We start from the raw sequence: 25,297 nt of genomic DNA on the forward strand, positions 1-25,297 counted from the left end.
GACGTCCACCGGACCGTGCCGCTTTCAACGGCGGCTCGGGAGCGGTGCCCGGCCTCCCATCAGCCGGTTGACCAGCGCCAGCAGCAGGTCCCGGCTCGCCCGGCGTTCCCGCAGGTCGCCCATGAGGACGGGGACGTTCGGGTCGAGGTCCAGCGCGTCCCTGACCTCGGGCACGGTGCGGTCCTGGAGACCGTGGAAGCAGTTGACGCCGACGACGAACGGGACGCCGCGGCTCTCGAAGAAGTCGATGGACGCGAAACTGCTCTCCAGCCGCCGGGTGTCCGCGAGGACGACGGCACCGAGGGCCCCGTGCACCAGGTCGTTCCACATGAACCAGAAGCGTTCCTGACCCGGGGTGCCGAAGAGGTACAGGACGAGCTGCGAACTCACCGTGATCCGGCCGAAGTCCAGCGCCACGGTCGTGGTGGTCTTGTCCTCCACCCCGACGAGGTCGTCCACGCCGAGGCCCGCTACGGTCAGCTGCTCCTCCGTGTTCAGGGGCGGTATCTCGCTCACGGCCCCGACCATGGTGGTCTTGCCGACGCCGAACCCGCCCGCGATCAGTATCTTCACGGCGGCGAGCGCAGAAGCGGTGTCCGCCGCGGACGCGGGTGCCCCGGTCTGCTGGTCGTCAGAGTCTGAGTAGGGCATCCTTCACCGCCTGAAGAAGAATCATGTCCGGTTCCTCGCCCAGCACGACCGTGAGCGGCGGCCGCGCCGTCACCCTTCCCCGCACGAGCAGGTCGTCGACAAGGATCTTCGTCACCGCGACGGGCAGCCGCAGCCCGGCGGCGACCTCGGCGAGCGCCACGGGTGTGCGGCACTGCCTCAGGATCAGCCGGTGCTCGGGTTGCAGGCCGCGGTCGGCGTGCTGGTCGCCGGGCGCGCTGACGGTGGCGATCACGGTGATGAGGGTGAGGTCGTCCCGCGCCGAGGCCGTACGCCCCTGAGTGATCGTGTACGGCCTGACGAGGCTCTCCTCCGCGTCATCGTCGTCCGCCGCCGCGTCGGCCCAGTGCCTCACTCACGTACACCGCCCTCCGTATGCCCCTGGACGACCCGCATCTCGGTACCCAGATGCTGCCCCACCTGCTGTACGAGGGTGTCCATCGCGACGGCCATCACCTCGGCGTCCACCTCCTGGTCCGCGACGACCGCCAGATGGGTCCCGCGGCCGGCGGAGCTGATGAACAGCCACAGCTCGTCCAGTTCGATGATGACCTGGTGGACCGCGCCACCGCCGAAGACCTCGCCGACTCCGCGGGCCAGGCTCTGGTGGCCGGTGGCGATGGCTGCCAGGCGTTCGGCGTCGACCCGGACGATGCTGCCGGACTGGCTGACGACCAGCCCGTCGTCGGACAGCACGACGGCGTGCCGGGTGCCCGGAACCTGGTCGACCAGACGGTCGAGCAGCCAGTCGAGGTCGGAGTTGGTGGCCGTGGTTCGCAGAGTCATCGTCCGTCTTCCTTCCGGGTCCGGTCGGGGCCCGGTGCGGGTTCGTCGGGTTGGTGGTCGGGGGCGGGCCTGAGCCGGGCCGTCCGGGACTGGCGCTGGAAGGCGCCGACGGTGGCGCCGGAGCGCGCCCCGGTACGCCGGGGTAGTGGCCGCTGCGCCTCGGCCGGGTCCGTGCCGGGTGCATCCGGGTACGCGGGCGGAGGCTGCCGGAGTTCGCTGGCGAGACTGGCCTGCCGTACCCGCCGGGGCAGTGGGCCGGTGCTCGGCGGCCCGGTGGCAGGGGCGGGGCGGGCCGGCGGCTCGATCCAGGGGCCGATGAGCGGACGCGTGAACGTCTCCTGCTCGCCGGGGTACGTCCGGGGACCGGAGTGATCGTCCGTCCGGTCCGAGCGGGGCGCGCCGTGCAGTGCGAGCTGGTCGGGGAAGGAGGGGACGGGGAGCTCCTCGGGGAGCGGTCCGCCGTCGGCTATCAGCTCCCCGGGCACCAGGACGACCACCCGGGTGCCGCCGAAGGACGAGGGCCGCAGCTCCACTTGCAGACCCAGGTTGGCGGACAGCCGGGCCACGACGTACAGGCCGAGACGGGCGTCGTCGGCGCGGGACATCACGTCCATGCGGGGCGGGTCGGCCATCAGCGCGTTGGCCTCGGCGTACTGCTCGGGGTCCATGCCCATGCCGCGGTCCTCGATCTCGATCGCGACGCCACGCCCCACCTGGGACGCGGTCACCTCGACCGGGGTCGGCGGCCGGGAGAACGACACCGCGTTCTCCATCAGTTCCGCCAGGACGTGCACCATGGGACCGACGGCGCGCTCGGAGAGCCAGGTCTCGCCGTCGGTGTCGATCCGGATGCGCCGGTAGTCCTGCACCTCACCCTGCGCGGAGCGCATGACGTCCATGAGGAGCACGGGTCTGCGCCAGCGGCGCTGCGGCTGTCCGTTGCCGAGGATCACCAGGTTCTCCTCGTAGCGGCGCAGCCGGGCCGCCAGGTGGTCGAGGTCGAACAGCCCCTCCAGGACCGCGGGGTCCTCGTGCTGCCGCTGCATCTCACCGAGCCGCTTCATCTGCATGCCAATGAGCAACTGGGTGCGCCTGGCGATGCGTTGCAGCAGCCGCTCGAAGCCGCGGTACAGCTCGACCTCTCGCACGGCGGTCTCCAGGGACGTGCCGCGGGCCTGGTTGAGGGCCTGGCCGAGCTGGCCGAGTTCGTCGTCGCCGTGGCGGATCTCGGGCAGTTCGGCGTCGGTGTCGACCTTCTCGCCCTGGCGCAGCCGGTCCACCAGATCGGGCAGCCGGGTCTGGAGTTCCAGGGCCTCGGAGCGCAGGGCGAAGATCCGGCGGCGCAGGATGCCGGTCAGGCGCAGCGTGATGAAGAGCATCAGCAGGACGGCCGCCGCGCTCACGGCGGTGTTGAGGAGCATGTTCGTCATCAGGCCGCCGAGTACGTCCTCGGTGGAGGCGACGAGGTCGTCGGAGTAGGCGGCGGCGGCCTGCCCCAGCGCGGGGGTGATCGCGGTCAGGCTCTGCTGCCACTCCTTGCCGACACCGGCGGCCACGGCGGTCCGGCCGGCGCTGTCGGTCTTCTGGGTGCCGAGGAGCTTCTGCTCGATGCCGGCCTTCTGCTTCCAGGCGGTGCCGGACAGCACGCTCTGATAGTCCTTGGCCCGTGCGTCGGCCAGCTGCGGCAGGACCTTGTCGTCGTAGATGTGGTTCTGAGCGCCGATCGCCCCGGAGAGCTGGAAGTGCTGCCCACCGGTGAGGTGGCCGCTCGCCACCCCTGCCGCGATGATCGCGTCCTCGCGCGAGATCATCTCCAGGCCCCACTGCGCGTCGAGCAGGGGCCGGGCGAGGACGGTCTGTTCGCCGAAGCCGATGTTGCTGAAGTCCTCGAACAACTCCATGTCCGAGGCGATGACCGCGGTGTAGCCGTCGAACGTCTGCTGCGGGTCGGCGGAGCGCCGGTCCACGGCGGTCCGGTACTCGGGCAGTTTCTTCAGGCCCCGGTCGAGGTCCCGGAATGCCACGGAGAGATCTGCCGGGGCGGAGTCGGAGAGCGTTTCGAGGGTCTGTACGGACTTGTCGGTGAGTTGCCGCTGACGCGTCAGCCCGGACCGGTCCCCATCAGGGTCCGCGAGGGCCACCGCAGTCAGCCGCCGCTCCGCCTGCACTTCGGCGAAAATGCCGAGAAGGGGCCCGCCGAAGCGTTTCGCCGACTCGTTCCGGTCGTGGACGTGGTTCCAGTCTCCATAGAGCTGGGCCGAGTTCATCGCTCCCAGACCGACCAGGGCGACACAGGGCACCAGGGCCAGGACGAGCAGAATCGTCCGGAGCGACAACCGGCGCTCCGGGGCAGCCTCTTGGACGGCCTGCCGGTGTCCCGTCTCTTGCTCTGCCCGCTGTCGTGCGGTTCGTGCGTGGAGTGCCACAGAAGTCCCCGCCGGTGAGTGATGACGGACTGCCCGGAAGCAGGGTCCGCGTCATGACAGCAGGAGCCTACCGACTGCACAAATGATCTCAAGACTGGTTCGTCCTGATGAGCGCGCCTGATTCCGGCGACGGCGAACGCGCGGTCTCACGCCCGGTGATCGGCAATTGGCCTGGTCCTCGGATAGTCCCAGGTCATCGTTATCCGGGTTCAAGTATCCCGCGGTGACCGCGAATTCGGAATGAAGCCTTCCGGAGAAAGGGAAGCCTTCTGTTTGGCATGGGTCACATTTCCCGACGGCGGATCACACGGGCCGGCGCACTCACAACGGCCGCGCGCAGCCCACCGGATCCGCGCCGCCGAGCTGGACGTACAGCGCGGTCGACGGCGGGCACTGGGTGCGCTTGCCGACGGCCTTCGTCACCTCGTACTCGGGCTCGCTCTTCCCCTCCCCCTCGCCTTCGCATGACGTCTCACGCACCTCGCCGTTGCCGGAGCTGTAGACGCAGTCGCCGACGATGGTGCGGGGACCGCCCCCGCCGCCGGGGTCGCCCGGGTGCGGCGGGGAGAGGTTGCGCATACAGGCGTAGCCCTGCGGGACGGCACCGTCGCCGTCCTCGTCGGAGGACCGTGCCTGTTCGCTGATGTGGAGGACGAAGTCCGTGGTCCCGGGGCACAGTGGCCCTTGGTCCACCTTGCTGTCGTACCGCGCCACGACCCGGGCCGCCGCCCGCTCACCGGTGCACGACACCTCGGTGAAGGTCGTCGTACCGAAGGAGCTGCACTCGTCGACGGCGAGGAACACCGCGCCATAGCCGGAGGGCTGTGTGGAGGTCGCCCGTCCGCTGCCGGCCGGTGTCTCCTCATCCGTCGCGGGCGGATCGCCCTGACATGCCGTCAGCAGGGCGGCAAGCAGCACCGCCAGTGCGCACACCACCCCCACGGAACCTCTCGCACGCATCGTCATCCCCCCGGCACCCCTGCCCAGCGTGACCCGCCGTGGCGGGTGCACGCCAGACATGCGTGGTGCTTTGCGCCAGTTGGCGGGCGTACGCCGGGCGTATGACGTATGCGCGCTACGTCCGGTACGACAGCCCGTGACCGACCGGATACAGCGCGCGCGCCGGATCGTCGGCCCGCTGCACCGGCACCGGCAGCCTCCCGCGCGGCCGCACCCGCCCGGCGATCACACGTGCCGCGGCGCGCAGTTCGACGTCCGTCCAGGAGTACGACGCCAAGTAGGCCGGTACGGAAGGGAGTTGGGCCACGTCGTACGGATTGCGGATGGCGAGGGCGACCACCGGCTTCCCGGTCGCCAGCAGTTGCTGGACGAGCGTCTTCTGTGTGCTCGTCGCGGAGACGTTGTAGGTCCCGACCACCACCGCATCCGCGTCCCGGGTCGCGGCGACGGCGCCCGCGACGGTCGCCGCGGAGGGTGCCGTACCGGTGGACAGGGCGGTGGTCGTGAAGCCGAGCTCGGCGAGGGCGGCGGCGAGGACGCCGGTGGGCGGTCCGGTGGTGCCCGACGGGGAGGCGGGGTCGGCGCCGACGACGAGCAGCCGGGGGTGCGTGCGGCGGGACAGCGGCAGCAGGTCGCCCTCATTGACCAGGAGCGTGGTCGTCCGCTCGGCGATACGGTCGGCGGCGGCCAGGTGCCCCTTGACGCCGACGGTGCGGTCGACGCCGCCCCCGCTGACGTAGGGCTCGTCGAACAACCCCAGCTTCGCCTTCAGCCGCAGCACCCGCAGGATGGATTCCTCGAGCCGCGCCTCGGTCAGCTCACCGTCCTGTACGGCCTTCAGGACCGCGTTCCACGCGACGTCCAGCTCGGGCGCGTTCAGGAGCTGGTCCACGCCCGCCTTGAGCGCGAGCACCGGCACACGGTCGTCGCCGTACTTCTGGCGGACGCCCGCCATGTCGAGGGCGTCGGTGACCACGACCCCGTCGTAGCCGAGCCGCTCGCGCAGGATGCCGGTGAGGATGGGGCGGGAGAGGGTGGCCGGGTCGCCGGAGTCGTCGAGGGCCGGGACCAGGATGTGCGCGGTCATGATCGAGTCGATGCCGGCGGCGATCGCGGCGCGGAATGGCGGTGCGTCCAGCGTCTCCCACTGCGCCCGGGTGTGCGTGATGGTCGGGAAGCCGTAGTGGCTGTCCACCTCGGTGTCGCCGTGGCCCGGGAAGTGCTTGGCGGTCGCCGCGACGCCGGACGCCTCGTAGCCCTGGGTCTCCGCCGCGACCAGCGCGGCCACCGCGTCCGGATCGGAGCCGAAGGAACGTACGCCGATCACCGGGTTGGCCGGGTTGACGTTCACGTCGGCCACCGGCGTGTAGTCCTGCCGGATGCCCATGGCACGCAGCTCCCGGCCCGCGATACGGCCGAGGGTGCGGGCGTCCGTCCCGGATCCCCCGGCGCCGATCGCCATCGCGCCCGGGAAGAGGGTCGCGGGCCTGCCGACGCGGGCGACGATGCCGTGCTCCTGGTCGGTGGAGATGAGCATGGGCAGGCCGCGGGGGAGGTCGAGGGAGGCCCGCTGGATGCCGTTGGAGAGGGCGGCGATCTGGTGCGGGTCACGGGTGTTGTGCGCCCAGGCGAAGTAGATGATGCCGCCGAGCCGGTACTTGGCGATCAGCTCGGCGGCGGTGCGGACGCCGAGTTCCTCGAGGTTGGCGTCGATGTCGGCCTGGTCGGGGGCGGTGGCGGAATGGCCGTAGACCCGCGAGACGAAGAGCTGACCGACCTTCTCCTCCAGGCTCATACGGGAGATGAGGCGCTTGAGCCCGTCGTCGACGGCGGCACGCGCTGTGGTCCCGACCGCGAGCGAGGCGCTGACACCTGCGGTGGCGGCGAGGACGGTGCGTCTGGAGGGGGCGGCGGTGTTTCCCGTGCCTGCCGTGCTCATGTTGTGCACGTGCGCTCCTTCCGGAGGAGGTCCGCTGAAGGAAACTTCCGAAGATTCACCAATATCCGGGAAGTTTCTGCCAGTCAAGGGCATGCACGTTAAGCAGGTCGGGTGAAGTCGGCAGCGCCCCGAAGGGGCGCGGGGAACTGCGCGACCAGCCACGACGGACCCGCAGACGACCGACGGCCAACCCGCGGAGCGAGGGGCCGCCATCGGCGCTGTTGGAGGGGGGCGCGCCGATGGCGGCGTGCTGCCGGCCGCGGTTCGGCGGAGAGGGTACGTCAGCGTTCGCAGCCAGCAGCGAGGCCGACACCGGACCACGGTGACTCTCCGGCAGCATGCGGGTTGGACGGGCGGGGGTGTGGCCGGGTTCCCCGGTTCGGCCCGATTCCCGGAAGTTGGTGACCCAGGGTTCAACGGGACGTGTGGGCCGCGACCTTGGGCCAATGCTGTTGCGGCGTGCGTACGGGTCCATCCCGTGGACGCGACGACACCGAAGGTGAAGGTCGGGCGATCATGAGGCCATGCCTGTTGTCGACATCCCCGGCTCCAAGTCCATCACCGCCCGTGCCCTCTTCCTGGCGGCGGCCGCCGACGGGGTCACGACCCTCGTCCGCCCGCTCCGCTCCGACGACACGGAAGGCTTCGCGGAAGGCCTGACCCGCCTCGGCTACCGCGTGGGCCGGACCCGGGACACCTGGCAGATCGACGGCCGCCCGCAGGGCCCGACGGTGAGCGAGGCGGACGTGTACTGCCGGGACGGCGCGACGACGGCCCGTTTCCTGCCGACGCTGGCGGCGACGGGGCGTGGGACGTACCGCTTCGATGCCTCCGCACAGATGCGCCGCCGCCCCCTGCTGCCGCTGACCCGGGCCCTGCGTGACCTCGGCGTCGACCTGCGGCACGAGGAGGCGGAGGGCCACCATCCGCTGACCGTCCGGGCGGCGGGGGTCGAGGGCGGCGAGGTGACGCTGGACGCTGGCCAGTCGTCGCAGTACCTGACCGCGTTGCTGTTGCTGGGGCCGCTCACTCGTAAGGGCCTGCGGATCAAGGTCACGGATCTGGTCTCGGCGCCGTACGTGGAGATCACGATCGCGATGATGCGGGCGTTCGGCGTGGAGGTCGGCCGGGAGGGGAACGTCTTCGTGGTCCCGCCGGGCGGCTACCGCGCCACGACCTACGCGATCGAACCGGACGCCTCGACCGCGAGCTACTTCTTCGCGGCGGCCGCGGTGACCGGCGGCGAGGTGACGGTCCCCGGGCTGGGGGCGGGGGCGCTTCAGGGCGACCTGGGCTTCGTCGACGTTCTCCGTCGGATGGGCGCACAGGTGGAGGTGGGCCCGTCCGGCACGACGGTCACCGGAACGGCCGGTCTCCAGGGCCTGACGGTCAACATGCGGGACATCTCCGACACCATGCCGACCCTGGCCGCGATCGCACCCTTCGCCTCCGGACCGGTGCGGATCGAGGACGTGGCGAACACGCGGGTGAAGGAGTGCGACCGGCTGGAGGCGTGCGCGGAGAATCTGCGGCGGTTGGGGGTGGACGTGGATACGGGCCCGGACTGGATCGAGATCAGGCCGGGTTCATCGCCCGTCCCCGCGGAGATCAAGTCGTACGGTGACCACCGCATCGTCATGTCCTTCGCGGTGACGGGGTTGCGGGTGCCGGGTATTTCGTTCGACGACCCCGGCTGCGTACGGAAGACTTTCCCGGGTTTCCATGAGGCGTTCGCAGAGCTCAATCTCTAGAGATCGAGGGGTACCGCGCGTTGAGCTTCAAGCTGGAAGGGCCGGTTCTGGAGGGCGAGTTGGTGCGTCTGGAGCCGCTGGAGCACCGGCACGCCGTCGACTTGGCTGTGGCGGCCGAGGAGGACCGGGGCACGTACGAGTTCACGTGGGTGCCGCGGGCGGAGGAGGTCGGCGCGTACGTCGACGCGCAGCTCGCCCGCGCGGCGGCAGGGAAGCTCGCCCCGTATGCCCAGGTGTCGGTCGCCTCGGGACGAGCGGTCGGTACGACGTCGTACTGGGAACCACGATCATGGCTCTCCGACGACCGACTGGACGCCATCGAGGTCGGCTTCACCTGGCTGGCCGCGTCCGCTCAGGGCACGGGGATGAACACAGAGTCCAAACTCCTCCTCTTCCGGCACGCCTTCGAGGAGTGGGACGTGTCCCGGGTGGACCTGAAGACCGACGCCCGCAACACCCGCTCCCGGGCGGCCATCGCAGCGACCGGCGCCCACTTCGAGGGCGTACTGAGGAACTGGTCCCGCTCGTCGGCGCCGGGGGAGGAGGGGCGGTTGCGGGACTCGGCGATCTACTCGATCACGGCGGACGAGTGGCCGGAGTGCAGGGCACGGCTGGAGGGCCGGCTGGCCAGGGCGTTGGCGTCCTGAGCGGAGCCGCGGGGGATCTCCCTCAGCCCCTTTACTGGACCAGCAGACCCGTGATCGGAAACCATCAACGCCATGACCACGCACTCTTTCCTCATCCTCCACGGCTGGCAGAACCACCGCCCCAAGGACCACTGGCAGCACTGGCTCGCCGACCGCCTCACCGCACTCGGCCACCACGTCACCTACCCGCAGCTGCCCGACCCCGACGACCCGGACCTGGAGGTCTGGCTCACCGAGTTGGCCCGGCATCTGGACGACCTGCCTGCCGACTCCGAACGCATCGTCCTCGCTCACAGCGCCTCCGCCGTTCTGTGGCTGCACGCCGCCGCCCGCGGCCTCCCCGGACTCGGCGACGTCGACCGGGTCCTGCTGGTGGCCCCGCCCTCCGCCTCCGTGCTCGTAGAACACCCGGAGGTCGCCGAATTCGCCCCGCCCGCCCTGGACTTCACGCTCCCCGGGCCCACCCGGCTCGTCGCGGGCGACGACGACCCGTACTGCCCAGAGGGTGCCGACACCGCATTCGGCGACCCCCTCGGCATCCCGACCGACATCCTCCCCGGCGCCGCCCACCTCGACCTGGACGCAGGTTACGGCTCCTGGCCCGCCGTCCTGGACTGGTGCCTGGACGCCTCCGCGGAGTTCACGCCGACTCGTTGAGCAGCCGCGCCAGATGCTCGCGCCCCGCCCCCAGCAACTCCGGAAGCGGCGCCGCCCCCTCGTACCACCGCTTCTCGTACTCCCAGCACAGCCAGCCGTCCCAGCCGTGCCGGGAGAGGACCTCGACGCACTCGGTGAGGGGGAGCACGCCCGCGCCGAGGGGCAGCGGGGTGGTGTCGGTGGCGGAGGCGATGTCCTTGACCTGGACGTAGCCGAGGTGAGGGGAGAGGGCGGCGTAGGTCTCGGAGGGCTGTTCGCCGCCGAGCCAGGTGTGCATGACGTCCCAGAGGGAGCCGACCTGGCGGTGGCCGACCGGGCCCAGGATGCGGATCGCGGCGGCGCCCGTGCGGTGGGAGTCGTGGGTTTCCAGCAGGATGCGTACGCCCAGGTCGCCGGCGTACTCCGCGGCCGTGCCGAGGCGTCGGGCGGCCGTCGCGTCGGCCTCTTCGGCGGACTGGTCCGTCGCTGCTCCGGGGAAGACCCGGACGAAGCCTGCGCCGAGGTCGCGGGCCAGGTCCAGCAGGCGGTGGATCTCCTCGATCACCGGTTCGTCGGCGCCGGGCGCGGCCACGCGCGCGTAGCCCGCCACGCCCAGGACCTCCACCCCCGCCCCCTTGAACTCGGCCACCACGTCGGCCCGTTCGGCCAGTCCGATGCCGGGGTGTACCGGCTCCTCAGGATGCGCGCGCAGCTCGACGCCGTGATAGCCGTGCGTGACCGCGAGTCGCAGCACGTCCGGGATGGGGAGGCCAGGGACGCCGAGGGTGGAGAACGCCAGCTTCATGGTCATCGACCCTACTCGTCACTCGGGCGTCTGGTGCAGATCCATGCGCCAGTCCTGGCCGATCAGATCCTTGCCGAAGGAGCGGTGGGGCTTCTCGGCGACGAGGACGAAGCCGTGGCGCTGGTAGACGCGGCGGGCGGCGGCGAGGATGTCGTTGGTCCACAGGACCAGCTCGCGATAGCCGACGCCGCGGGCGAAGTCGACGACGGCGCGGACGAGGCGGTCGCCGATGCCGAGGCCGCGGGTGTCCGGCTCGACCAGCAGCAGCCGCAGTCGCGCCGCGCCGGGGGCGTCGTCCCGTACGCACATCACGCAGCCCACCGGCCGGCCGTCCAGCTCCGCGATCCACACCCGCTCCAGGTGGGGGTCGTGATCCTCCGCGAAGTCGGCGACGATACGCGCCACCAGGCCCTCGTAGTCGGCGTTGAAGCCGTGCTCGGCTGCGTACAGCGCGGCGTTGCGCTGGACGATCCAGCCGAGGTCGCCGGGGCCGGGCTCGCGCAGGACGACGTCCTCGGCGCGCGGAGGGCGGGCGGCGGAGAGGACCGTACGGACCGTGCGCATCGCCTCGGTGAGGCGGGGGCGGTCGGCGGGCGGGACGGTGGAGAGCAGTGCACCGACGCTTTCGTCCGCCCGCTCGGCGAGCAGCGCGGCGGTCTCGCGGCCGCGTGCGGTGAGGGCGACGTTGCGGCGGCGGGGGTCGCGGCGGGAGGGGGTGCGCTCGATCAGGCCGTCCTGCTCGAATTTGTTGAGGATGCGGCTCAAGTAGCCCGAGTCCAGGGAGAGTTCGGCCCGCAGGTCGGCCGCGTCCGTATGCGGGGAGTGCGCGAGTTCGTACAGGACTCGGGACTCGGTGAGCGTGTACGGGGCGTAGAGGTGGCGGCTGTAGTCGAGGGCGCCGATGACGTTCGTGTAGAAACGGTTGAAGGCGCGGATGTCCTGGACGGTCATGAGTATCGCCCCCGGTTGGTTGACTCGGGATGTCTGACTCAGTCAGAGGTTCCGTTGGGTCGACACTAGGGCACCGGCCTCGCCGGGGCCACCCCCTTGTTGCCGCCGACCCGGCGAACGCTCGGCCTGCACCGGGTGGCCATTCTGATGACATCAGGTGCCATCACCCGATCTCTTGCGAGGAAGCCCCGGCGTTTACGCCGGGGAGGTATCGCCTCCCGTGAGAGCGACGCGGAGCGTCGGCGCAGCCTGCTTCGCGGGTGTGGAGCGTCGCTGTGGCCTGCCGACGGAGCCGGGTGCAGGCGAACGTGTGTGCCTGTGTTCGCCGATGGGGGTGATTGCGGCGGGACAGGGGTGTGGGTGTGTGGATCTCGCACGTATGGTCGTCCGGCAGGGCTCGGGGGGCAGGAATGTGAACGGGGGCGAGGGCGTGGCGCATGCAACAGGGGTCGACGCGGCGGGGCATGCCCGGTGGACGTTCCGGCTTCGCGTGCCGTGCAACGCCCACACTCTGCTGATGGCGGAGTGGGACCGGTGCCGGTGGGTGTGGAACGAGTGCGTGGCTACGTCGAAGCGGGTCCATGCCTTCAACAGGAACCGTCCCGAGGGCACTGACAAGCAAACGTGCGGCCCTGCGCAGCTCGATAGGATGCTGACAGACGCCCGTGCGTGCACGCCGTGGCTGCGTGAGGGCTCCAGCGTTGTGCAGCAGCAGCTCATCCGGGATTTCGGCAGGTCCAAGGCCAAGGCGCACAAGGACATCCGCGAGCGGATTCCGCAGCACAGCCGGGCGGGGATGCCGAAGTGGAAGAAGAGGCGCGAGACGCTGCCGACGCTGAACTACACCCGGCGTGGCTTTCGCCTCAAGGACGGCCGGCTGCACCTGGCGGGCGGCATCGCCTTGAGGGTGGTGTGGTCGCGAGACCTCCCGGCCGACCCGTCGTCGGTGCGCATCTATCGCGACAGCGTGGGGCACTGGTACGCGAGCTTCGTCGTCCCTGCCGAGGTACAGCCGCTGCCCGAAACCGGCCGAGTGATCGGCATCGACTGGGGTGTGAAGGAAACCGCGACTACCACCAGCGACGCCCATGACCTCCCACACGCCCAGCACGGGCGGAAGGCCGAAGAGAAGCTGACCCGGTACGACCGGATGATGGCCCGCCGCAGACCGAAGAAGGGCAAGACCGGGTCGAAGGGGTACCGCACGGCGAAAAGACTCCGGGCCAAGGCGCACCAGAAGGTCGCCCGGCAGCGCCAGGACACGGCCCGCAAATGGGCCAAGTCCGTCGTCCGCGGCCACGACGCCCTGGCCGTCGAGGACTTCAGACCGAAGTTCCTTGCCCTGACCACCATGGCCAAGAAGGCCGCCGACGCCGCCATCGGCGCCACCAAACGGGCCCTGATCGATATGGGCCGCAAGCACGCACGCCGCGTGCACCTGGTACACCCCGCGCACACCACGATGGACTGCGCGCACTGCGGAGCGAGAGCCAAGCACGCTCCCCCACTGCCTTAAGGGCGTGGGGGGCCCCAGCCGCTGGGTGAGCGCACCTACACCTGCACCGCCTGCGGAGCCGTATCTCCACGGGACAAGAACTCCGCGCGTGTGATGCTCGTCCGGGCTGGTCTCAACCCGGCTGGTGCTGAGGGCATAAGACCACCTGGGGCGCCGCCCCGGTTGGCTGCCTGAGCCAGGAATCCCCTCCCCTTCAGGGAGGGGAGGACTCAATAGGATGAGCGGCATGAGCCGTTGGATGCCGGACGCAGCCGGGCGCCTGTCGCGCGCCGCGCAGGAGCTGTACGCCGAGCGCGGATTCGAGCAGACCACGGTCGCCGAGATCGCCGAGCGGGCCGGTCTGACGAAGCGGACGTTCTTCCGCCACTTCCCCGACAAGCGCGAGGTGGTGTTCCCGCTCTCGGCCCGGATTCACCAGGTGATCGTCGAAGCCATGGCCGCCGCGCCGGCCGACCTCTCGCCGCTCGCCGTCGTCCTGGAGGGGTACGGCGCCGCGGCGGACATGCTGAACTCGGGGCATGAGGCCGCCCGGCGTCGCCGGGCCGTCATCGCGGCCAACCCGGAGCTGCGGGAACGAGAGCAGGCGAAGTTCGCCCAGACCAGTGCGGCCGTGACCGAGGCGTTGTGCGAGCGCGGTGTCGCGCCGCGCTCCGCCTTCCTGACCGCCGCGGCGGGTGCCGCCGCGTGGAGGGCCGCGCGCGACTGCTGGATCGACGATCCGGAAGAGCGCGACCTGCGTGCGCTGCTGCGTGAATCCGTGGAGGAGCTCAGGGCCGTGGTGGCGGCCCCGCTCGCTCCCGCTCCCTGAGCTGCACCTGCCGGCTCTTTTCGTCCCGCTCTACATCTCCCCTTCTCGGTCACTTTCGCAGTCACTTTCGCAGTGATGACACCAGGTGTCGTCACTGGGTTATGATGACACCCGGTGTCATCACGTCCTGGGGTAACACCCCCGCCCGAGACCGGGAGGCATGGCGCATGTCGGAAACGCTCGACGAAGCAACCACGCTGAAACGACGAACCTTCGTCGCGGCATCGGCAGCGACATCTGCGGCGGTGGCCGGCGTACCCCTACGGGGCCCGGACCGCCTCGCCGCCGATGTCGAAGCGCCGGAGACGGAGACCGTTCCCGCCGATCGGCCGTCGACCGTTCGTCTGACGGTCAACGGCGAGGGCCGCACCGCGGAGATCGACAACCGGACCTCGCTGCTCGATCTGCTGCGCGAACATCTCGCTCTCACAGGCCCGAAGAAGGGCTGTGACCAGGGCGCCTGCGGTGCCTGCACCGTGCTCGTGGGCGATCGGCGGGTGAACGCCTGCCTCACCCTCGCCGTCATGCACGAGGGCGCGGACGTCACCACCGTCGAGGGCCTTGCCCGAGGCGACGAACTGCATCCGCTGCAACAGGCGTTCATCGACCACGACGGTCTTCAGTGCGGCTACTGCACCCCCGGACAGATCATGTCGGGGGTCGCGTGCATCTCCGAGGGGCACACGGGCTCGCGGGCGGAGATCCGCGAGTGGATGAGCGGCAACATCTGCCGATGCGGGGCCTATACCAACATCGTTTCCGCCATCGAGCAGACCGCGAAGGAGGTGTGAGCGGTGCACCCCTTTGCCTTCACCAAGGCCTCCAGCGCGAACTCCGCGCTCAACGCCGGTGCCCGCGGCGGTCGTTACATCGCCGGCGGAACCACACTCGTCGACCTCATGCGAGAGACCGTCGAACGGCCGGCGCATGTCGTCGACATCAACGGCCTCCCGTACGACGACATCGAGGTCACCCGGACCGGGCTCCGCGTCGGATCCCTGGTGCGGATGAGCGAACTCGCCGCGCATCCGCAGGTGCGCGCCGCCTACCCCGCCGTATCGCAGGCGCTCGAACTGAGCGCCTCCGCACAGCTGAGGAACATGGCCTCCATCGGAGGCAACCTCATGCAGCGCCCCCGCTGCCCCTACTTCCGGGACGTCCACTCCGCGTGCAACCGGCGTGACCCGGGCTCGGGGTGCGACGCTCTGCACGGCGACAACCGTATGCAGGCGATCCTGGGGACCAGCGCCCACTGCGTGGCAACTCACCCGTCGGACCTGGCAGTTGTCCTCGTGGCGCTGGACGCCGAGGTCCAGGTGCGCGACGTCGACGGCTCCCGTTCCCTCCCGGTCCGGGACTTCTTCCTCCGCCCTGGAGCCACGCCCCAGCACGAGCACGCACTCCGGCCGGGCGAACTCATCACCTCCCTGACCATTCCCGCGGGAGCGCACACCCGGCGCTCGGGCTACCTGAAGGTCCGCGACCGACAGTCCTACGAGTTCGCCCTCGCGTCGGCGGCGGTGGCGCTGGACATCAGGGGCGGCGTGGTGCGGGACGCCAGGGTGGCCGTCGGTGGCGTGGCGACCGTGCCGTGGCGGCTGCCCAAGGTGGAGCACGCGCTCATCGGCAAGCGGCCGGGACGCAAGACGTGGACGGATGCCGCAGCCCTTGCGGCCGAGGGCGCGGCGCCCCTGTCCGAGAACGCCTTCAAGGTGCAGCTCGTCGAGCGAACCGTGCGCCGCCAGCTGATGACGATCGGAGGACAGCGATGACCACCCCTGTCGTCGGACAGCCGCTCTCCCGCGTCGACGCCCGCCGCAAGGTGACCGGCGCGGCCACCTACGCGGCCGAGCACCGTATCGAAGGCCTGCTGTACGGCGTGATCGTCAACGGCACGGTGGCCCGCGGCACGGTGAGCGAGGTCGCGGTGGACGCGGCGCTCGCGCATCCGGGCGTCCTGCACGTCCTGACCGACTTCGGTGCCCTGCGGCTGGCCCACCCGGTCGACCGGCTCGCCTTCTACGGCCAGCCCATCGCGGTCGTCGTCGCGGAAACCCTGGAGGCGGCGACCCACGGCGCCTCGCTGGTCGAGGCGACGTACGAACGGCAGGACGCGATCACCGACTTCGACGATCCGGACGTCCCCTCGCAGACACCCGAGGACGAGCCCGACTACAGCCGTGGCGACCCGGCGGGCGCCATGGGTTCCGCGCAGGTGAAGGTCGACCTGAACCTCACGATCGCCCGGGAGAACCACAACCCCATCGAACTGCCGTCGACCATCGCCCGCTGGCAGGACGGACGGCTGACGCTCTGGGACAAGACCCAGTGGGTACAGGGCGCCGCGCGCAACGTGGCCGGCGCGCTCGGCATCGCCGTCGGCGACGTACGCGTGCACGCCGAATTCGTGGGAGGAGGGTTCGGCAGCGGAATCCAGACCTACGACCACGTCATCCTGGCGGCGTTCGCGGCCCGCGAGGTCGGCAGGCCCGTCAAGGTGGTGCTGACCAGGCGCCAGTTCTACTACGGCACCGGGTTCCGGCCGGCCAGCCGGCATCGGATGGCCCTCGGCAGCAGTACGGCCGGGCGCGTCAGCGCTCTCGTCTACGAGGTCCGCATCGAGAACGCGCGCTACCAGAGCTACACGGACGGTCTGACCGACCTGCCGCAGTTCCTCTACGGAGTCCCCAACACCAGCACCGCCTACCGGGTCACCCCCGTCGACGTCCATTCCCCCTGCTCCATGCGCGGACCGGGCGTGGTGAGCGGCAACTTCGCCCTCGAAACCGCGATGGATCAACTGGCCCACGAACTCGGCGTCGACCCCGTCGAACTGCGGCTGCGCAACGAGCCGACCCGGGACGAGGTCGCACAGATCCCCTTCTCCACCCGGAAGTTGCGCGAGTGCTACGAGACCGGCGCGCGCCGCTTCGGCTGGTCCCGGCGCAATGCCAGGCCGGGCGCGCGCACGGACGGGGACCTGCTCATCGGCATGGGCATGGCCACCGCCTCGTACCACAACAACCGACGCGACTCCAGCGCGCGGGCGCGTATCTCCGCCGACGGCACCGCCACGGTGTTCGCGGCGACCGGCGACATGGGGCCCGGCACGACCACCTCGGTGATGCAGGTCGCCGCGGACGCCCTGGGACTGCCCGCCGAGTCGGTCACCTTCCGCCTGGGCGACTCCAGCTATCCCACCGCACCCCTGCACGCGGCCGCGTGCACCATGGCGAGCGTGGGCTCCGCCGCCCACACCACCTGCAACGCGCTGAAGGCCGAGTTCGTCCGCAGGGCCGTGGCGGACCCGGACTCCCCGCTGCACGGCGCGAACCCGCAGGACGTACGGGCCCGAGCCGGCTACCTGGAGACCTCCGACGGAACTGCCCGGGACAGCTACCGGGACATTCTGCGCCGGGCCGATCTGCCGAGCCTCGAAGTCAACGGCAACTGGGGCCCGGGCGACGCCGACACCAGGATCTCCACGTACGGCTACGGGGCCGTCTTCGCCGAGGTGTCCGTCGATCCCCTGCTGGGCCTCGTCCGGATCCGGCGGATCTTCGCGGCCTACGACGTGGGTCGGGTGATCAGCCCCAAGCTCGCCCACAGCCAGGCCATCGGAGGCATGGTCGGCGGCATCGGAATGGCCCTGCTCGAAGGGACCGTCACCGACCACCGCGACGGCCGCATCGTCAACGCCAGCCTCGCCGACTACCTGGTGCCGGTGAACGCGGACGTCCCCGACCTGGACGCCGCATTCATCAACACCGAGGATCCCCAGGCCGATCCGATCGGCGTGAAGGGACTGGGCGAGATCACCATCGTCGGCGTGGCCCCCGCCATCGCCAACGCGGTCTTCAACGCAACGGGCAAGCGCCTGACCGACCTCCCCATCCGCCCCGAGGCGCTGCTCTGATACCGGTCCAGTCATCCCAGCCCGTCCGGATTGAACGCTGGTCCAGTCATCCCAGCCCGTCCGGATTGAACGCTGGTCCAGTCATCCCAGCCCGTCCGGATTGAACGCCGGTCCGGGCATTTCAGCCCGTCCGGCGTTTGAGGACGAGGCCGTTCAGGCCGAAGCGGGGGCCTGGGGGCGGCAGCCCCCAGCAGAGGCCCACACCAACCCCGCCCGCCCGACAACAAACGGCACGCTCAAACCCGCGGCACCCCGGAGGACCCCCGCACCATCAACTCCCCCCGAGCCGTGGCGAGCCCCCCGGGCGGCGGCTCCTCCCGCCCCATCGCGATACGTCCCGCCCGCGCCCCCGCCTCCGCGAGCGGCAGCCGAACCGTCGTAAGAGCAGGCACCGCGTCGATGCTGAACGGCAGGTCGTCGAACCCGGCGACGGACACGTCGTCCGGGATCCGCAGCCCGGAGTCGCGCAGCGCGGCGCACGCGCCCAGTGCGACGGAGTCGTTCGCGGCGACCACCGCGGTCAACGAGGGGTCCCTGCGCAGCAGTTCCAGCGTCGCCTCGTAACCCGACCGCCGGTCGTAGCGGCCGTGCACCGTCCACCCCGGGCGCTCCTCGATCCCGTGCGCCGCCAGCGCCTCGCGGTGGCCCTCCAGGCGGTGCCGGGTCGTCGTACGTTCCTCCGGTCCCGCGATGTAGCCGAGCCGCCGGTGCCCCAGGCCGATCAGATGCTCGGTCAGCTCCCGCCCGCCTCCGCGGTTGTCGAAGGTCAGCGCGATCGCCTCGGTGTCGGGGGCCGGCGGGCGTCCGCACAGCACGACCCGCGTCCCGGCGTCCCCCAGCTTCCGCAGCTTGGCGGCCACCGCCGCCGCATGCGGCGCGTTCTCCACCGCCCCGCCGGTCAGCACCACGGCCGCCGCCCGCTGCCGTTGCAGCAGGGTCAGGTATGTCAGCTCACGCTCCGGCGAACCCCCCGTGTTGCAGACCACGGCCAGGCGCTCACCCCCGGCACGTCCCCCCGGCCCCCCGATCTCCGACTGGATCGCGCCCGCCATGATCCCGAAGAAGGGGTCGGCGATGTCGTTGACCAGGATGCCGACCAGGTCGGAGGTGGCGGCGGCCAGCGCGCTCGCCGGGCCGTTCAGCACGTAGTCCAGGTCGTCGACCGCCCGCAGCACCCGCTCACGGGTGGAAGCAGCCACGGGATAGTTCCCGTTCAGCACGCGCGACACCGTCGCGGGGGAGACCTGTGCGCGGGCCGCCACGTCCGCCAGGGTCACCGTCATCTCGTCGTCCTCCGGTCGCGCATCTCGTCGTACCTCGTCGTACTCGTCATGTTCCGACGTACGTCGTCGTAGACATGCCGCCGCAGGTCACGGTTCCGGCATACCGAGCAGACCTTAAGGGCATGGAACCCTTTTGTTCGCCCCCTCGAACAACTCGACCTCGTCACGGTCTTGTCCAGACCCCTGGTCAGAGGCTAGCTTCTCATCAGATAGAAAGCGCTTGCTGTAACGCTCACCAGTGAAGCCGACGAGGTAGGTGGGGCGTACGCGGCGCGCTGAACCGCGTACGACGTCTACGAAGGGAACGACGTGACACGCAAGACGGTGCGTATCGCCATGAACGGTGTGACGGGGCGCATGGGTTACCGCCAGCACCTGGTCCGCTCGATCCTCGCCCTCCGCGAGCAGGGCGGCCTCGACCTCGGCGACGGCACCGTGCTGTGGCCGGAGCCGATCCTGGTCGGCCGCCGCGAGCACGCGCTCAGGGCGCTCGCCGAGCAGCACGGCCTGGAGCACATCTCGACCGACGTCGACACGGTCCTCGCGGACGACACCGTCGACATCTACTTCGACGCCCAGGTGACCTCCGCCCGCGAGGAGGCACTCCACAAGGCGATCGCGGCCGGCAAGCACATCTACACGGAGAAGCCGACGGCCACCGGGCTGGAGGGCGCCCTGGAGCTGGCCCGGCTCGCGGCGGCGAAGGGCATCAAGCACGGCGTCGTCCAGGACAAGCTCTTCCTCCCCGGCCTGCTCAAGCTCAAGCGCCTCATCGACGGCGGCTTCTTCGGCCGCATCCTGTCGATCCGCGGCGAGTTCGGCTACTGGGTCTTCGAGGGCGACTGGCAGGCCGCCCAGCGCCCGTCCTGGAACTACCGCGCGGAGGACGGCGGCGGCATCGTCGTCGACATGTTCCCGCACTGGGAGTACGTCCTCCACGAGCTGTTCGGCCGCGTGAAGTCCGTACAGGCCATCGCCACCACCCACATCCCGCAGCGCTGGGACGAGAACGGCAAGCCCTACGACGCGACGGCCGACGACGCCGCGTACGGCATCTTCGAGCTCGACGGCGGCGCCATCGCCCAGATCAACTCCTCCTGGGCCGTCCGCGTCAACCGCGACGAGCTGGTGGAGTTCCAGGTCGACGGCACGGAGGGCTCGGCCGTCGCGGGCTTGCGCAACTGCCGGGTCCAGCACAGGTCCGCGACCCCCAAGCCGGTGTGGAACCCGGACATCCCCGCCACCGAGGTCTTCCGCGACCAGTGGCAGGAGGTGCCCGACAACGGCGAGTTCGACAACGGCTTCAAGGCCCAGTGGGAGCTGTTCCTCAGGCACGTCTACGCCGACGCCCCCTACCACTGGGACCTCCTCGCCGGCGCCCGCGGCGTCCAGCTCGCCGAGCTGGGCCTGAAGTCCTCGGCCGAGGGCAGCCGTCTCGACGTACCGGAGATCGCCCTGTGACCATCCAACTCCCCGACGGACACGGGGGCTTGCGGACGTACGCCCCCCGCACCGAACCCCTCGCCGTCACCCCCGGCACCCCCTTCACCTCTCGTACGGTCTTCTCCGCGGCCCACGTCGTCGCCGACCCGTACGCCGACGTCAGCCCCGACTCGCCCGCCGCCGTCGACTGGGACGCCACCCTCGCCTTCCGCCGCCATCTGTGGTCGCACGGCCTCGGGGTCGCGGAGGCCATGGACACCGCGCAGCGCGGCATGGGCCTGGACTGGGCGGGCGCCGCCGAACTCATCCGCCGTTCGTCGGCCGAGGCCAAGGCGGTCGGCGGCCTCATCGCGTGTGGCGTGGGCACCGACCAGCTGTCCGCCACCGAGATCGGCTACCCGTACGGCCTCGACGAGATCCGGACCGCCTACGAGGAGCAGCTCGCGCTGGTCGAGGAGTCGGGCTCCCGGGCCATCCTCATGGCCTCCCGGGCGCTGGCCGCGGTGGCCAAGAGCCCCGAGGACTATCTGGAGGTCTACGGCCATCTGCTGCGCCAGGCCGCCGAGCCGGTGATCCTGCACTGGCTGGGCCCGATGTTCGACCCGGCGCTGGACGGCTACTGGGGCAGCACCGACCTCGACGCCGCCACGCACACCTTCCTCGATGTCATCGCCGCGCACCCCGACAAGGTCGACGGCATCAAGGTGTCGCTGCTCGACGCCCAGCGCGAGATCGACATCCGCCGCCGTCTCCCGGAGGGCGTGCGCTGCTACACCGGCGACGACTTCAACTACCCCGAGCTGATCGCGGGCGACGAGCAGGGCTTCAGCCATGCGCTGCTCGGCATCTTCGACCCGCTGGGGCCGCTGGCGGCTCAGGCGGTACGGGTGCTGGACACGGGGGACGTGGCGGGCTTCCGCGGCCTCCTGGACCCCACCGTCGAACTGTCCCGGCACCTTTTCCAGGTCCCGACCCGCTTCTACAAGACGGGCGTGGTCTTCCTGGCCTGGCTCGCCGGTCATCAGTCGCACTTCACGATGGTCGGCGGCCTTCAGTCGGCCCGTTCCCTCCCGCACTTCGCCCGCGCCTACGAACTCGCCGACGGCCTCGGCCTGTTCCCGGACCCCAAGCTCGCGGAGGAACGGATGAAGAACCTGCTGTCCTTGTACGGGGTGAGCCAGTGAGCAATCCGGACCTGTCCCGCTTCTCCGTCAACCAGATGACGGTGAAGCAGCTGAGCCTGCCGGAACTGGTCGATGCCTGCGGCCGGTTGGGCATCGGCAACGTCGGCCTCTGGCGCGAGCCGGTCCAGTCGTACGGCCTCGACGCGACCGCGAAACTGGTCCGCGACGCGGGGCTGACGGTGACGACGCTGTGCCGCGGCGGCTTCCTCACGGCGATCGACCCGGGGGAGCGGGCGAAGGCCCTCGACGACAACCGGCGGGCGGTCGACGAGGCCGCCGCCCTCGGCACCGACACCCTCGTCCTGGTCTCCGGCGGCCTGCCCGCCGGCTCGAAGGACCTGTACGGCGCGCGGGAGCGGATCGCCGACGCGCTGGGCGAGTTGGGGCCGTACGCCGGGTCCCACGGGGTGCGGCTGGCGATCGAGCCGCTGCACCCGATGTACGCCGCCGACCGCTGCGTGGTCTCGACCCTGGCCCAGGCCCTGGACCTCGCGGAGCGCTTCCCCGCGCAGCAGGTGGGCGTGACCGTCGACACGTACCACATCTGGTGGGACGACAACGCGCCCGCGCAGATCGCCCGCGCGGGCGCCGACGGCCGTATCCACACCTTCCAGCTCGCCGACTGGACCACACCGCTGCCGGAGGGCGTGCTGAACGGCCGCGGGCAGATCGGCGACGGGGCGATCGACATGCGGGAGTGGAAGGCGTACGTCGAGGCGGCCGGCTACACCGGGGCCATCGAGGTCGAGCTGTTCAACGACGGACTCTGGGCGCGGGACGGGCGCGAGGTGCTCGCGGAGACGGCGGAGCGGTTCGTGGAGCACGTCATCCGGTAAGCAGAGCACGTCATCCGGTAAGAGGAGAGGCCCGTCCGAGGTGCGGCCCCACCGCCGGCGCCGACGCCCGGCGGTGGGGCCGCACGCCGGTCCCCCGCTTTCCCCCGCGATGCGGCGGGTTTTCCCCCGGGCAACAGGATGTCAAGGCAAAGCGTCCAGATCCTTGGCAGGGACTGCACGGATCTAGGCGATTCCTGCACGCTTCAGGTGTGGTGGCGGTAATCCCGGGGTGGCATTCCGTACGTCCGCCGGAAGACCCGGCTGAACGCCGCCGGGTCGGTGAAGCCCCAACGGGCCGCCACCGTCTGGATGGGGCGGGCGCGCAGGCGTGGGTCGGTGAGATCGCGGCGGCAGCGCTCCAGACGGCGTTGGCGGATCCAGGCGGCCGGTGTCGCACCCTCATCGGCGAACAGCTGGTGCAGATGCCGTACCGAAATGTCGTGCGCGGCCGCGACGCCCGCCGGAGACAGCGCCGGGTCGCCGAGGTTCTGGTCGATGAAGTCCCGGATCCGCGTGTGCAGGGCGCGCCTGCGGGCCTCCGGGGTCAGCGCGTCCTCGGCGTCCAGACAGTCACCGATCACGGACGCGAGCAGGTCCGTGGTCACGGTGGCCAGCGTCGGCACATCGGCCTCGGTGAACTCGTCGGCACGGGTCGCGAGATCGGCCAGCCAGCGGTACAGCACACCGCCCATACCCCGGTCGAGCGGGATCGGCTGGGCCAGCAGCCGCCGCACCGTCCGAGGCGGCAACGGCAGCACCGCACGCGGCATCGAGACGGTCACCGTCGACACGGTGTCCGGCGACATGCAGTGCCAGGACTCGTACGGCAGGCTGCTGTCGATGAAGGTGAGATCCCCGGCGGTGAACGCCCGGTCATGCCCGTCCTGCGCGACGACGCCCTTGCCGTGGAACTGGCAGTTGATCAGGTAGACCTCGGGATCGGCGCGCCGGATCAGCCGTGGTGTGCGTACGGACACCAGATGCGCGAACGCCACCGAGGAGATCTGCACATCACCGAGCGGCAGCACCCGCGTCGTGGCGCGGAAGTCGTCCCGGCAGTCGGTGCGCAGCAGATGGGGCATGTACGTGCGCGCGCTGATGTCCTGCCACAGGTCCCACCGCTCGGCGGCCGCCACGACCTCGGTGGTGAACTCCTGGACCAGCATCGGCGTACCCCCATCCCGCACCGCACGGCAACCTCTGGCCATGGTAAGGACCCGGCGCTCGGCAGGGTCGAAAAAAATCCGGAGAGACCGTACAACCCTTCCGGCACTCCGCGGGTCGTACTTGGCATCAGGACTTCTGGAGGGGGATCTGGGGGGATCGCGGGGGTTCTGATGCGGAGGGGAAAACGCGAGGGGGCTCGGTCGGTGGACCGAGCCCTCTCGATTTCGTGCAGATTCGTTCAGAGCAGTGGCTAGAAGAAGACTCCGCACCTCAGCAGCACATTGGCGTACGGCTGTGCTTCCCCGGTCCGTACGACCAGACGCGCGTGCGCCGACAGCTCCTTGAGCTTCTCGTGGGAGACGAGGTCCAGCTCGGGGAAGCTTCCGTCCAGCAGCGCCGAAGCCGCCGGATTGGCCTCCCGTACCTCCGTCGCGGCCGTCGCGCCCTCGACGACCAGCTCGGTCAGCAGACCGTCCAGCACCTCGGCGAACGACGGCACCCCGGCCCGGAACGCCAGGTCCACAACCCGGGGCCCGTCCGGAATCGGCATACCGGCGTCGCACACCAGCACCCCGTCCCCGTGCCCGAGCTCGGCCAGCGCACCGGAGAGATGACGGTTGAGGATGCCCGCACGCTTCACAGCGCGTCGACCTCCTCGGCCGTCGGGAAGGATTCCTGTGCGCCGGGCTTCGTGACGGCCGCCGCCCCGACGCGGGACGCGTACGCCGCCGCCTCGGTGAGGGACGCGCCCGCGCCCAGCTTCCAGGCCAGCGCCGCGGTGAACGCATCGCCGGCGCCCGTCGTGTCCACGGCGTCCACCTTCACGGAGGGGACGCGGGTCATCGCACTCCGGTCCGCCACCAGCGCGCCCTCCGCGCCCAGCGTCACGACCACCGACCGCGGGCCCTTCGCGAGCAGGATCCGTGCCCAGTCCTCCGGTGTGTCCCCTACGGCGGCCTCGCCCAGGATCACCTTCGCCTCGTGCTCGTTCACGATCAGCGGGTCGCAGGCCGCGAGGACCTCCGACGGGAGCGGGCGCGGCGGCGACGGATTCAGTACGAAGCGGCTGCCGTCCGCCAGGTTCCGTACCACCTCCACGACCGTCTCCAGCGGAATCTCCAGCTGTGTCGAGACCACCCGGGAGGCCTGGAAGAGGCTGGCCGCGATCCGCACGTCCGGCGGTGTCAGGCGGGCGTTGGCGCCGGGGGAGACCACGATGCTGTTGTCCCCGGACGGGTCGACCGTGATCAGCGCGACCCCGGTCGGCGCGCCGCCGACCAGGACGCCCACCGTGTCGACCCCGGCCGCCTGCTGCGAGTCGAGCAGCAGCCGGCCGTGCGCGTCGTCGCCGACCCGGGCCAGCAGGACCGTACGGGCCCCGAGACGGGCGGCCGCGAACGCCTGGTTCGCGCCCTTGCCGCCGGGGTGGACGGTCAGGTCGGAGCCGAGCACCGTCTCCCCGGCGCCGGGCCGCCGCTCGACGCCGATCACCAGGTCGGCGTTGGCGGATCCCACGACCAGGAGGTCGTAGTCGTACATGAGATGTATCCCCGATTCAGTCCGTTGAGGTCGGT

At 70.7% G+C, this 25,297-nt stretch carries 22 protein-coding genes and 1 pseudogene; 11 read left to right on the top strand and 12 right to left on the bottom strand.

Translation table 11 applies throughout. The annotated features are described in order from the left end of the window. Window positions 1-24 precede the first annotated feature (24 nt). The 6 genes from KCH87_RS34100 to KCH87_RS34125 all read right to left on the bottom strand — a co-directional run bounded on the left by KCH87_RS34100 (window position 25) and on the right by KCH87_RS34125 (window position 6,780). Window positions 25-651 (bottom strand): ATP/GTP-binding protein, encoded by a 627-nt coding sequence (locus KCH87_RS34100; protein ID WP_210591309.1) that lies wholly within the window; start codon window positions 649-651, stop codon window positions 25-27. Next, the gene (locus KCH87_RS34105) at window positions 632-1,024 is read right to left on the bottom strand and encodes a DUF742 domain-containing protein (protein ID WP_210591311.1); all 393 of its coding nucleotides are present in this window, start codon (window positions 1,022-1,024) and stop codon (window positions 632-634) included. The genes KCH87_RS34100 and KCH87_RS34105 overlap by 20 nt, the downstream gene beginning before the upstream one ends. Beyond that, window positions 1,021-1,455, bottom strand: a complete 435-nt coding sequence (locus tag KCH87_RS34110; RefSeq protein WP_210591314.1) for a roadblock/LC7 domain-containing protein — start codon at window positions 1,453-1,455, stop codon at window positions 1,021-1,023. The genes KCH87_RS34105 and KCH87_RS34110 overlap by 4 nt, the downstream gene beginning before the upstream one ends. Further along, window positions 1,452-3,791 carry a nitrate- and nitrite sensing domain-containing protein gene (locus tag KCH87_RS34115; protein WP_210591316.1) on the bottom strand — a complete coding sequence of 780 codons (2,340 nt, stop codon included), beginning with the start codon at window positions 3,789-3,791 and terminating at the stop codon, window positions 1,452-1,454. The genes KCH87_RS34110 and KCH87_RS34115 overlap by 4 nt, the downstream gene beginning before the upstream one ends. Window positions 3,792-4,202: 411 nt before the next feature. Next, window positions 4,203-4,841, bottom strand: a complete 639-nt coding sequence (locus KCH87_RS34120; protein WP_210591411.1) for a hypothetical protein — start codon at window positions 4,839-4,841, stop codon at window positions 4,203-4,205. Between the two features lie 115 nt (window positions 4,842-4,956). Further along, a complete protein-coding gene (locus KCH87_RS34125) occupies window positions 4,957-6,780 on the bottom strand; it encodes a glycoside hydrolase family 3 protein (protein WP_247197221.1) in 1,824 nt (607 codons plus the stop codon). 524 nt (window positions 6,781-7,304) lie between these two features. On the opposite strand from KCH87_RS34125, the gene aroA reads away from it, so the two are divergent. From aroA to KCH87_RS34140, 3 genes are all read left to right on the top strand, one after another. Continuing rightward, the gene (gene aroA / locus KCH87_RS34130) at window positions 7,305-8,531 is read left to right on the top strand and encodes a 3-phosphoshikimate 1-carboxyvinyltransferase (RefSeq protein WP_210591320.1); all 1,227 of its coding nucleotides are present in this window, start codon (window positions 7,305-7,307) and stop codon (window positions 8,529-8,531) included. A gap of 20 nt (window positions 8,532-8,551) precedes the next feature. Next, window positions 8,552-9,178, top strand: a complete 627-nt coding sequence (locus KCH87_RS34135; RefSeq protein WP_210591322.1) for a GNAT family N-acetyltransferase — start codon at window positions 8,552-8,554, stop codon at window positions 9,176-9,178. 72 nt (window positions 9,179-9,250) lie between these two features. Next, window positions 9,251-9,835, top strand: a complete 585-nt coding sequence (locus KCH87_RS34140) for an alpha/beta hydrolase (RefSeq protein ID WP_210591324.1) — start codon at window positions 9,251-9,253, stop codon at window positions 9,833-9,835. Here KCH87_RS34140 and KCH87_RS34145 read toward each other — a convergent pair. Continuing rightward, window positions 9,819-10,619, bottom strand: a complete 801-nt coding sequence (locus tag KCH87_RS34145; protein WP_210591414.1) for a sugar phosphate isomerase/epimerase — start codon at window positions 10,617-10,619, stop codon at window positions 9,819-9,821. The genes KCH87_RS34140 and KCH87_RS34145 overlap by 17 nt on opposite strands. A gap of 18 nt (window positions 10,620-10,637) precedes the next feature. Further along, window positions 10,638-11,570, bottom strand: a complete 933-nt coding sequence (locus KCH87_RS34150; RefSeq protein WP_210591326.1) for a helix-turn-helix domain-containing GNAT family N-acetyltransferase — start codon at window positions 11,568-11,570, stop codon at window positions 10,638-10,640. 430 nt (window positions 11,571-12,000) lie between these two features. Between KCH87_RS34150 and KCH87_RS34155 the strand changes: the two are divergent. The 5 genes and pseudogenes from KCH87_RS34155 (at window position 12,001) to KCH87_RS34175 (ending at window position 17,810) form a co-directional block, all read left to right on the top strand. Continuing rightward, a pseudogene (locus KCH87_RS34155) lies at window positions 12,001-13,260 on the top strand (RNA-guided endonuclease InsQ/TnpB family protein). A gap of 52 nt (window positions 13,261-13,312) precedes the next feature. After that, the gene (locus KCH87_RS34160; protein WP_210591328.1) at window positions 13,313-13,894 is read left to right on the top strand and encodes a TetR/AcrR family transcriptional regulator; all 582 of its coding nucleotides are present in this window, start codon (window positions 13,313-13,315) and stop codon (window positions 13,892-13,894) included. 167 nt (window positions 13,895-14,061) lie between these two features. Continuing rightward, the gene (locus KCH87_RS34165) at window positions 14,062-14,685 is read left to right on the top strand and encodes a (2Fe-2S)-binding protein (RefSeq protein ID WP_210591330.1); all 624 of its coding nucleotides are present in this window, start codon (window positions 14,062-14,064) and stop codon (window positions 14,683-14,685) included. Between the two features lie 3 nt (window positions 14,686-14,688). Further along, window positions 14,689-15,666 (top strand): xanthine dehydrogenase family protein subunit M, encoded by a 978-nt coding sequence (locus tag KCH87_RS34170; protein ID WP_210591332.1) that lies wholly within the window; start codon window positions 14,689-14,691, stop codon window positions 15,664-15,666. Continuing rightward, on the top strand, window positions 15,663-17,810 hold the full coding sequence (locus KCH87_RS34175; protein ID WP_210591335.1) for a xanthine dehydrogenase family protein molybdopterin-binding subunit: 2,148 nt from the start codon (window positions 15,663-15,665) through the stop codon (window positions 17,808-17,810). Before KCH87_RS34170 ends, KCH87_RS34175 begins: the two co-directional genes overlap by 4 nt. 236 nt (window positions 17,811-18,046) lie before the next feature. On the opposite strand, the gene KCH87_RS34180 is transcribed toward KCH87_RS34175, so the two are convergent. Beyond that, window positions 18,047-19,093 (bottom strand): LacI family DNA-binding transcriptional regulator, encoded by a 1,047-nt coding sequence (locus tag KCH87_RS34180; protein WP_210591337.1) that lies wholly within the window; start codon window positions 19,091-19,093, stop codon window positions 18,047-18,049. A 309-nt stretch (window positions 19,094-19,402) separates the two neighbouring features. Between KCH87_RS34180 and KCH87_RS34185 the strand changes: the two genes are divergently transcribed. Genes KCH87_RS34185 through KCH87_RS34195 form a run of 3 tightly spaced genes read left to right on the top strand, consistent with a single transcriptional unit; the run spans window position 19,403 to window position 22,556 of the window. Further along, on the top strand, window positions 19,403-20,554 hold the full coding sequence (locus KCH87_RS34185; RefSeq protein WP_210591340.1) for a Gfo/Idh/MocA family protein: 1,152 nt from the start codon (window positions 19,403-19,405) through the stop codon (window positions 20,552-20,554). After that, a complete protein-coding gene (locus KCH87_RS34190) occupies window positions 20,551-21,720 on the top strand; it encodes a dihydrodipicolinate synthase family protein (RefSeq protein WP_210591342.1) in 1,170 nt (389 codons plus the stop codon). Before KCH87_RS34185 ends, KCH87_RS34190 begins: the two co-directional genes overlap by 4 nt. A gap of 35 nt (window positions 21,721-21,755) precedes the next feature. After that, window positions 21,756-22,556 carry a sugar phosphate isomerase/epimerase family protein gene (locus KCH87_RS34195; protein WP_210591416.1) on the top strand — a complete coding sequence of 267 codons (801 nt, stop codon included), beginning with the start codon at window positions 21,756-21,758 and terminating at the stop codon, window positions 22,554-22,556. A gap of 203 nt (window positions 22,557-22,759) precedes the next feature. Here the strand turns inward: KCH87_RS34195 and KCH87_RS34200 are convergent, their stop codons facing one another. The 3 genes from KCH87_RS34200 to KCH87_RS34210 form a co-directional block, all read right to left on the bottom strand. Beyond that, entirely contained in the window at window positions 22,760-23,722 is a 963-nt protein-coding gene (locus KCH87_RS34200; RefSeq protein ID WP_210591343.1) for a helix-turn-helix domain-containing protein, read from the bottom strand. 251 nt (window positions 23,723-23,973) lie between these two features. Next, window positions 23,974-24,363 (bottom strand): D-ribose pyranase, encoded by a 390-nt coding sequence (gene rbsD / locus KCH87_RS34205; RefSeq protein WP_210591345.1) that lies wholly within the window; start codon window positions 24,361-24,363, stop codon window positions 23,974-23,976. Further along, entirely contained in the window at window positions 24,360-25,262 is a 903-nt protein-coding gene (locus tag KCH87_RS34210; RefSeq protein WP_210591347.1) for a ribokinase, read from the bottom strand. Before KCH87_RS34210 ends, rbsD begins: the two co-directional genes overlap by 4 nt. Between the last annotated feature and the right edge of the window lie 35 nt (window positions 25,263-25,297).

The organism is Streptomyces sp. GESEQ-35, from assembly GCF_017948485.1.
In the GTDB taxonomy this organism is placed as follows: Bacteria; Actinomycetota; Actinomycetes; order Streptomycetales; family Streptomycetaceae; genus Streptomyces.

Excerpts from the sequence above, each read along its gene's own strand:
- KCH87_RS34110 (WP_210591314.1), bottom strand. The coding sequence starts at position 1,455 with ATGACTCTGCGAACCACGGCCACCAACTCCGACCTCGACTGGCTGCTC.
- KCH87_RS34160 (WP_210591328.1), top strand. The coding sequence starts at position 13,313 with ATGAGCCGTTGGATGCCGGACGCAGCCGGGCGCCTGTCGCGCGCCGCG.
- KCH87_RS34180 (WP_210591337.1), bottom strand. The coding sequence starts at position 19,093 with ATGACGGTGACCCTGGCGGACGTGGCGGCCCGCGCACAGGTCTCCCCC.
- KCH87_RS34195 (WP_210591416.1), top strand. The coding sequence starts at position 21,756 with ATGACGGTGAAGCAGCTGAGCCTGCCGGAACTGGTCGATGCCTGCGGC.
- aroA (WP_210591320.1), top strand. The coding sequence starts at position 7,305 with ATGCCTGTTGTCGACATCCCCGGCTCCAAGTCCATCACCGCCCGTGCC.
- KCH87_RS34165 (WP_210591330.1), top strand. The coding sequence starts at position 14,062 with ATGTCGGAAACGCTCGACGAAGCAACCACGCTGAAACGACGAACCTTC.
- KCH87_RS34145 (WP_210591414.1), bottom strand. The coding sequence starts at position 10,619 with ATGAAGCTGGCGTTCTCCACCCTCGGCGTCCCTGGCCTCCCCATCCCG.
- KCH87_RS34175 (WP_210591335.1), top strand. The coding sequence starts at position 15,663 with ATGACCACCCCTGTCGTCGGACAGCCGCTCTCCCGCGTCGACGCCCGC.
- KCH87_RS34140 (WP_210591324.1), top strand. The coding sequence starts at position 9,251 with ATGACCACGCACTCTTTCCTCATCCTCCACGGCTGGCAGAACCACCGC.
- KCH87_RS34125 (WP_247197221.1), bottom strand. The coding sequence starts at position 6,780 with ATGAGCACGGCAGGCACGGGAAACACCGCCGCCCCCTCCAGACGCACC.
- KCH87_RS34210 (WP_210591347.1), bottom strand. The coding sequence starts at position 25,262 with ATGTACGACTACGACCTCCTGGTCGTGGGATCCGCCAACGCCGACCTG.
- KCH87_RS34120 (WP_210591411.1), bottom strand. The coding sequence starts at position 4,841 with ATGCGTGCGAGAGGTTCCGTGGGGGTGGTGTGCGCACTGGCGGTGCTG.
- KCH87_RS34100 (WP_210591309.1), bottom strand. The coding sequence starts at position 651 with ATGCCCTACTCAGACTCTGACGACCAGCAGACCGGGGCACCCGCGTCC.
- KCH87_RS34200 (WP_210591343.1), bottom strand. The coding sequence starts at position 23,722 with ATGCTGGTCCAGGAGTTCACCACCGAGGTCGTGGCGGCCGCCGAGCGG.
- KCH87_RS34150 (WP_210591326.1), bottom strand. The coding sequence starts at position 11,570 with ATGACCGTCCAGGACATCCGCGCCTTCAACCGTTTCTACACGAACGTC.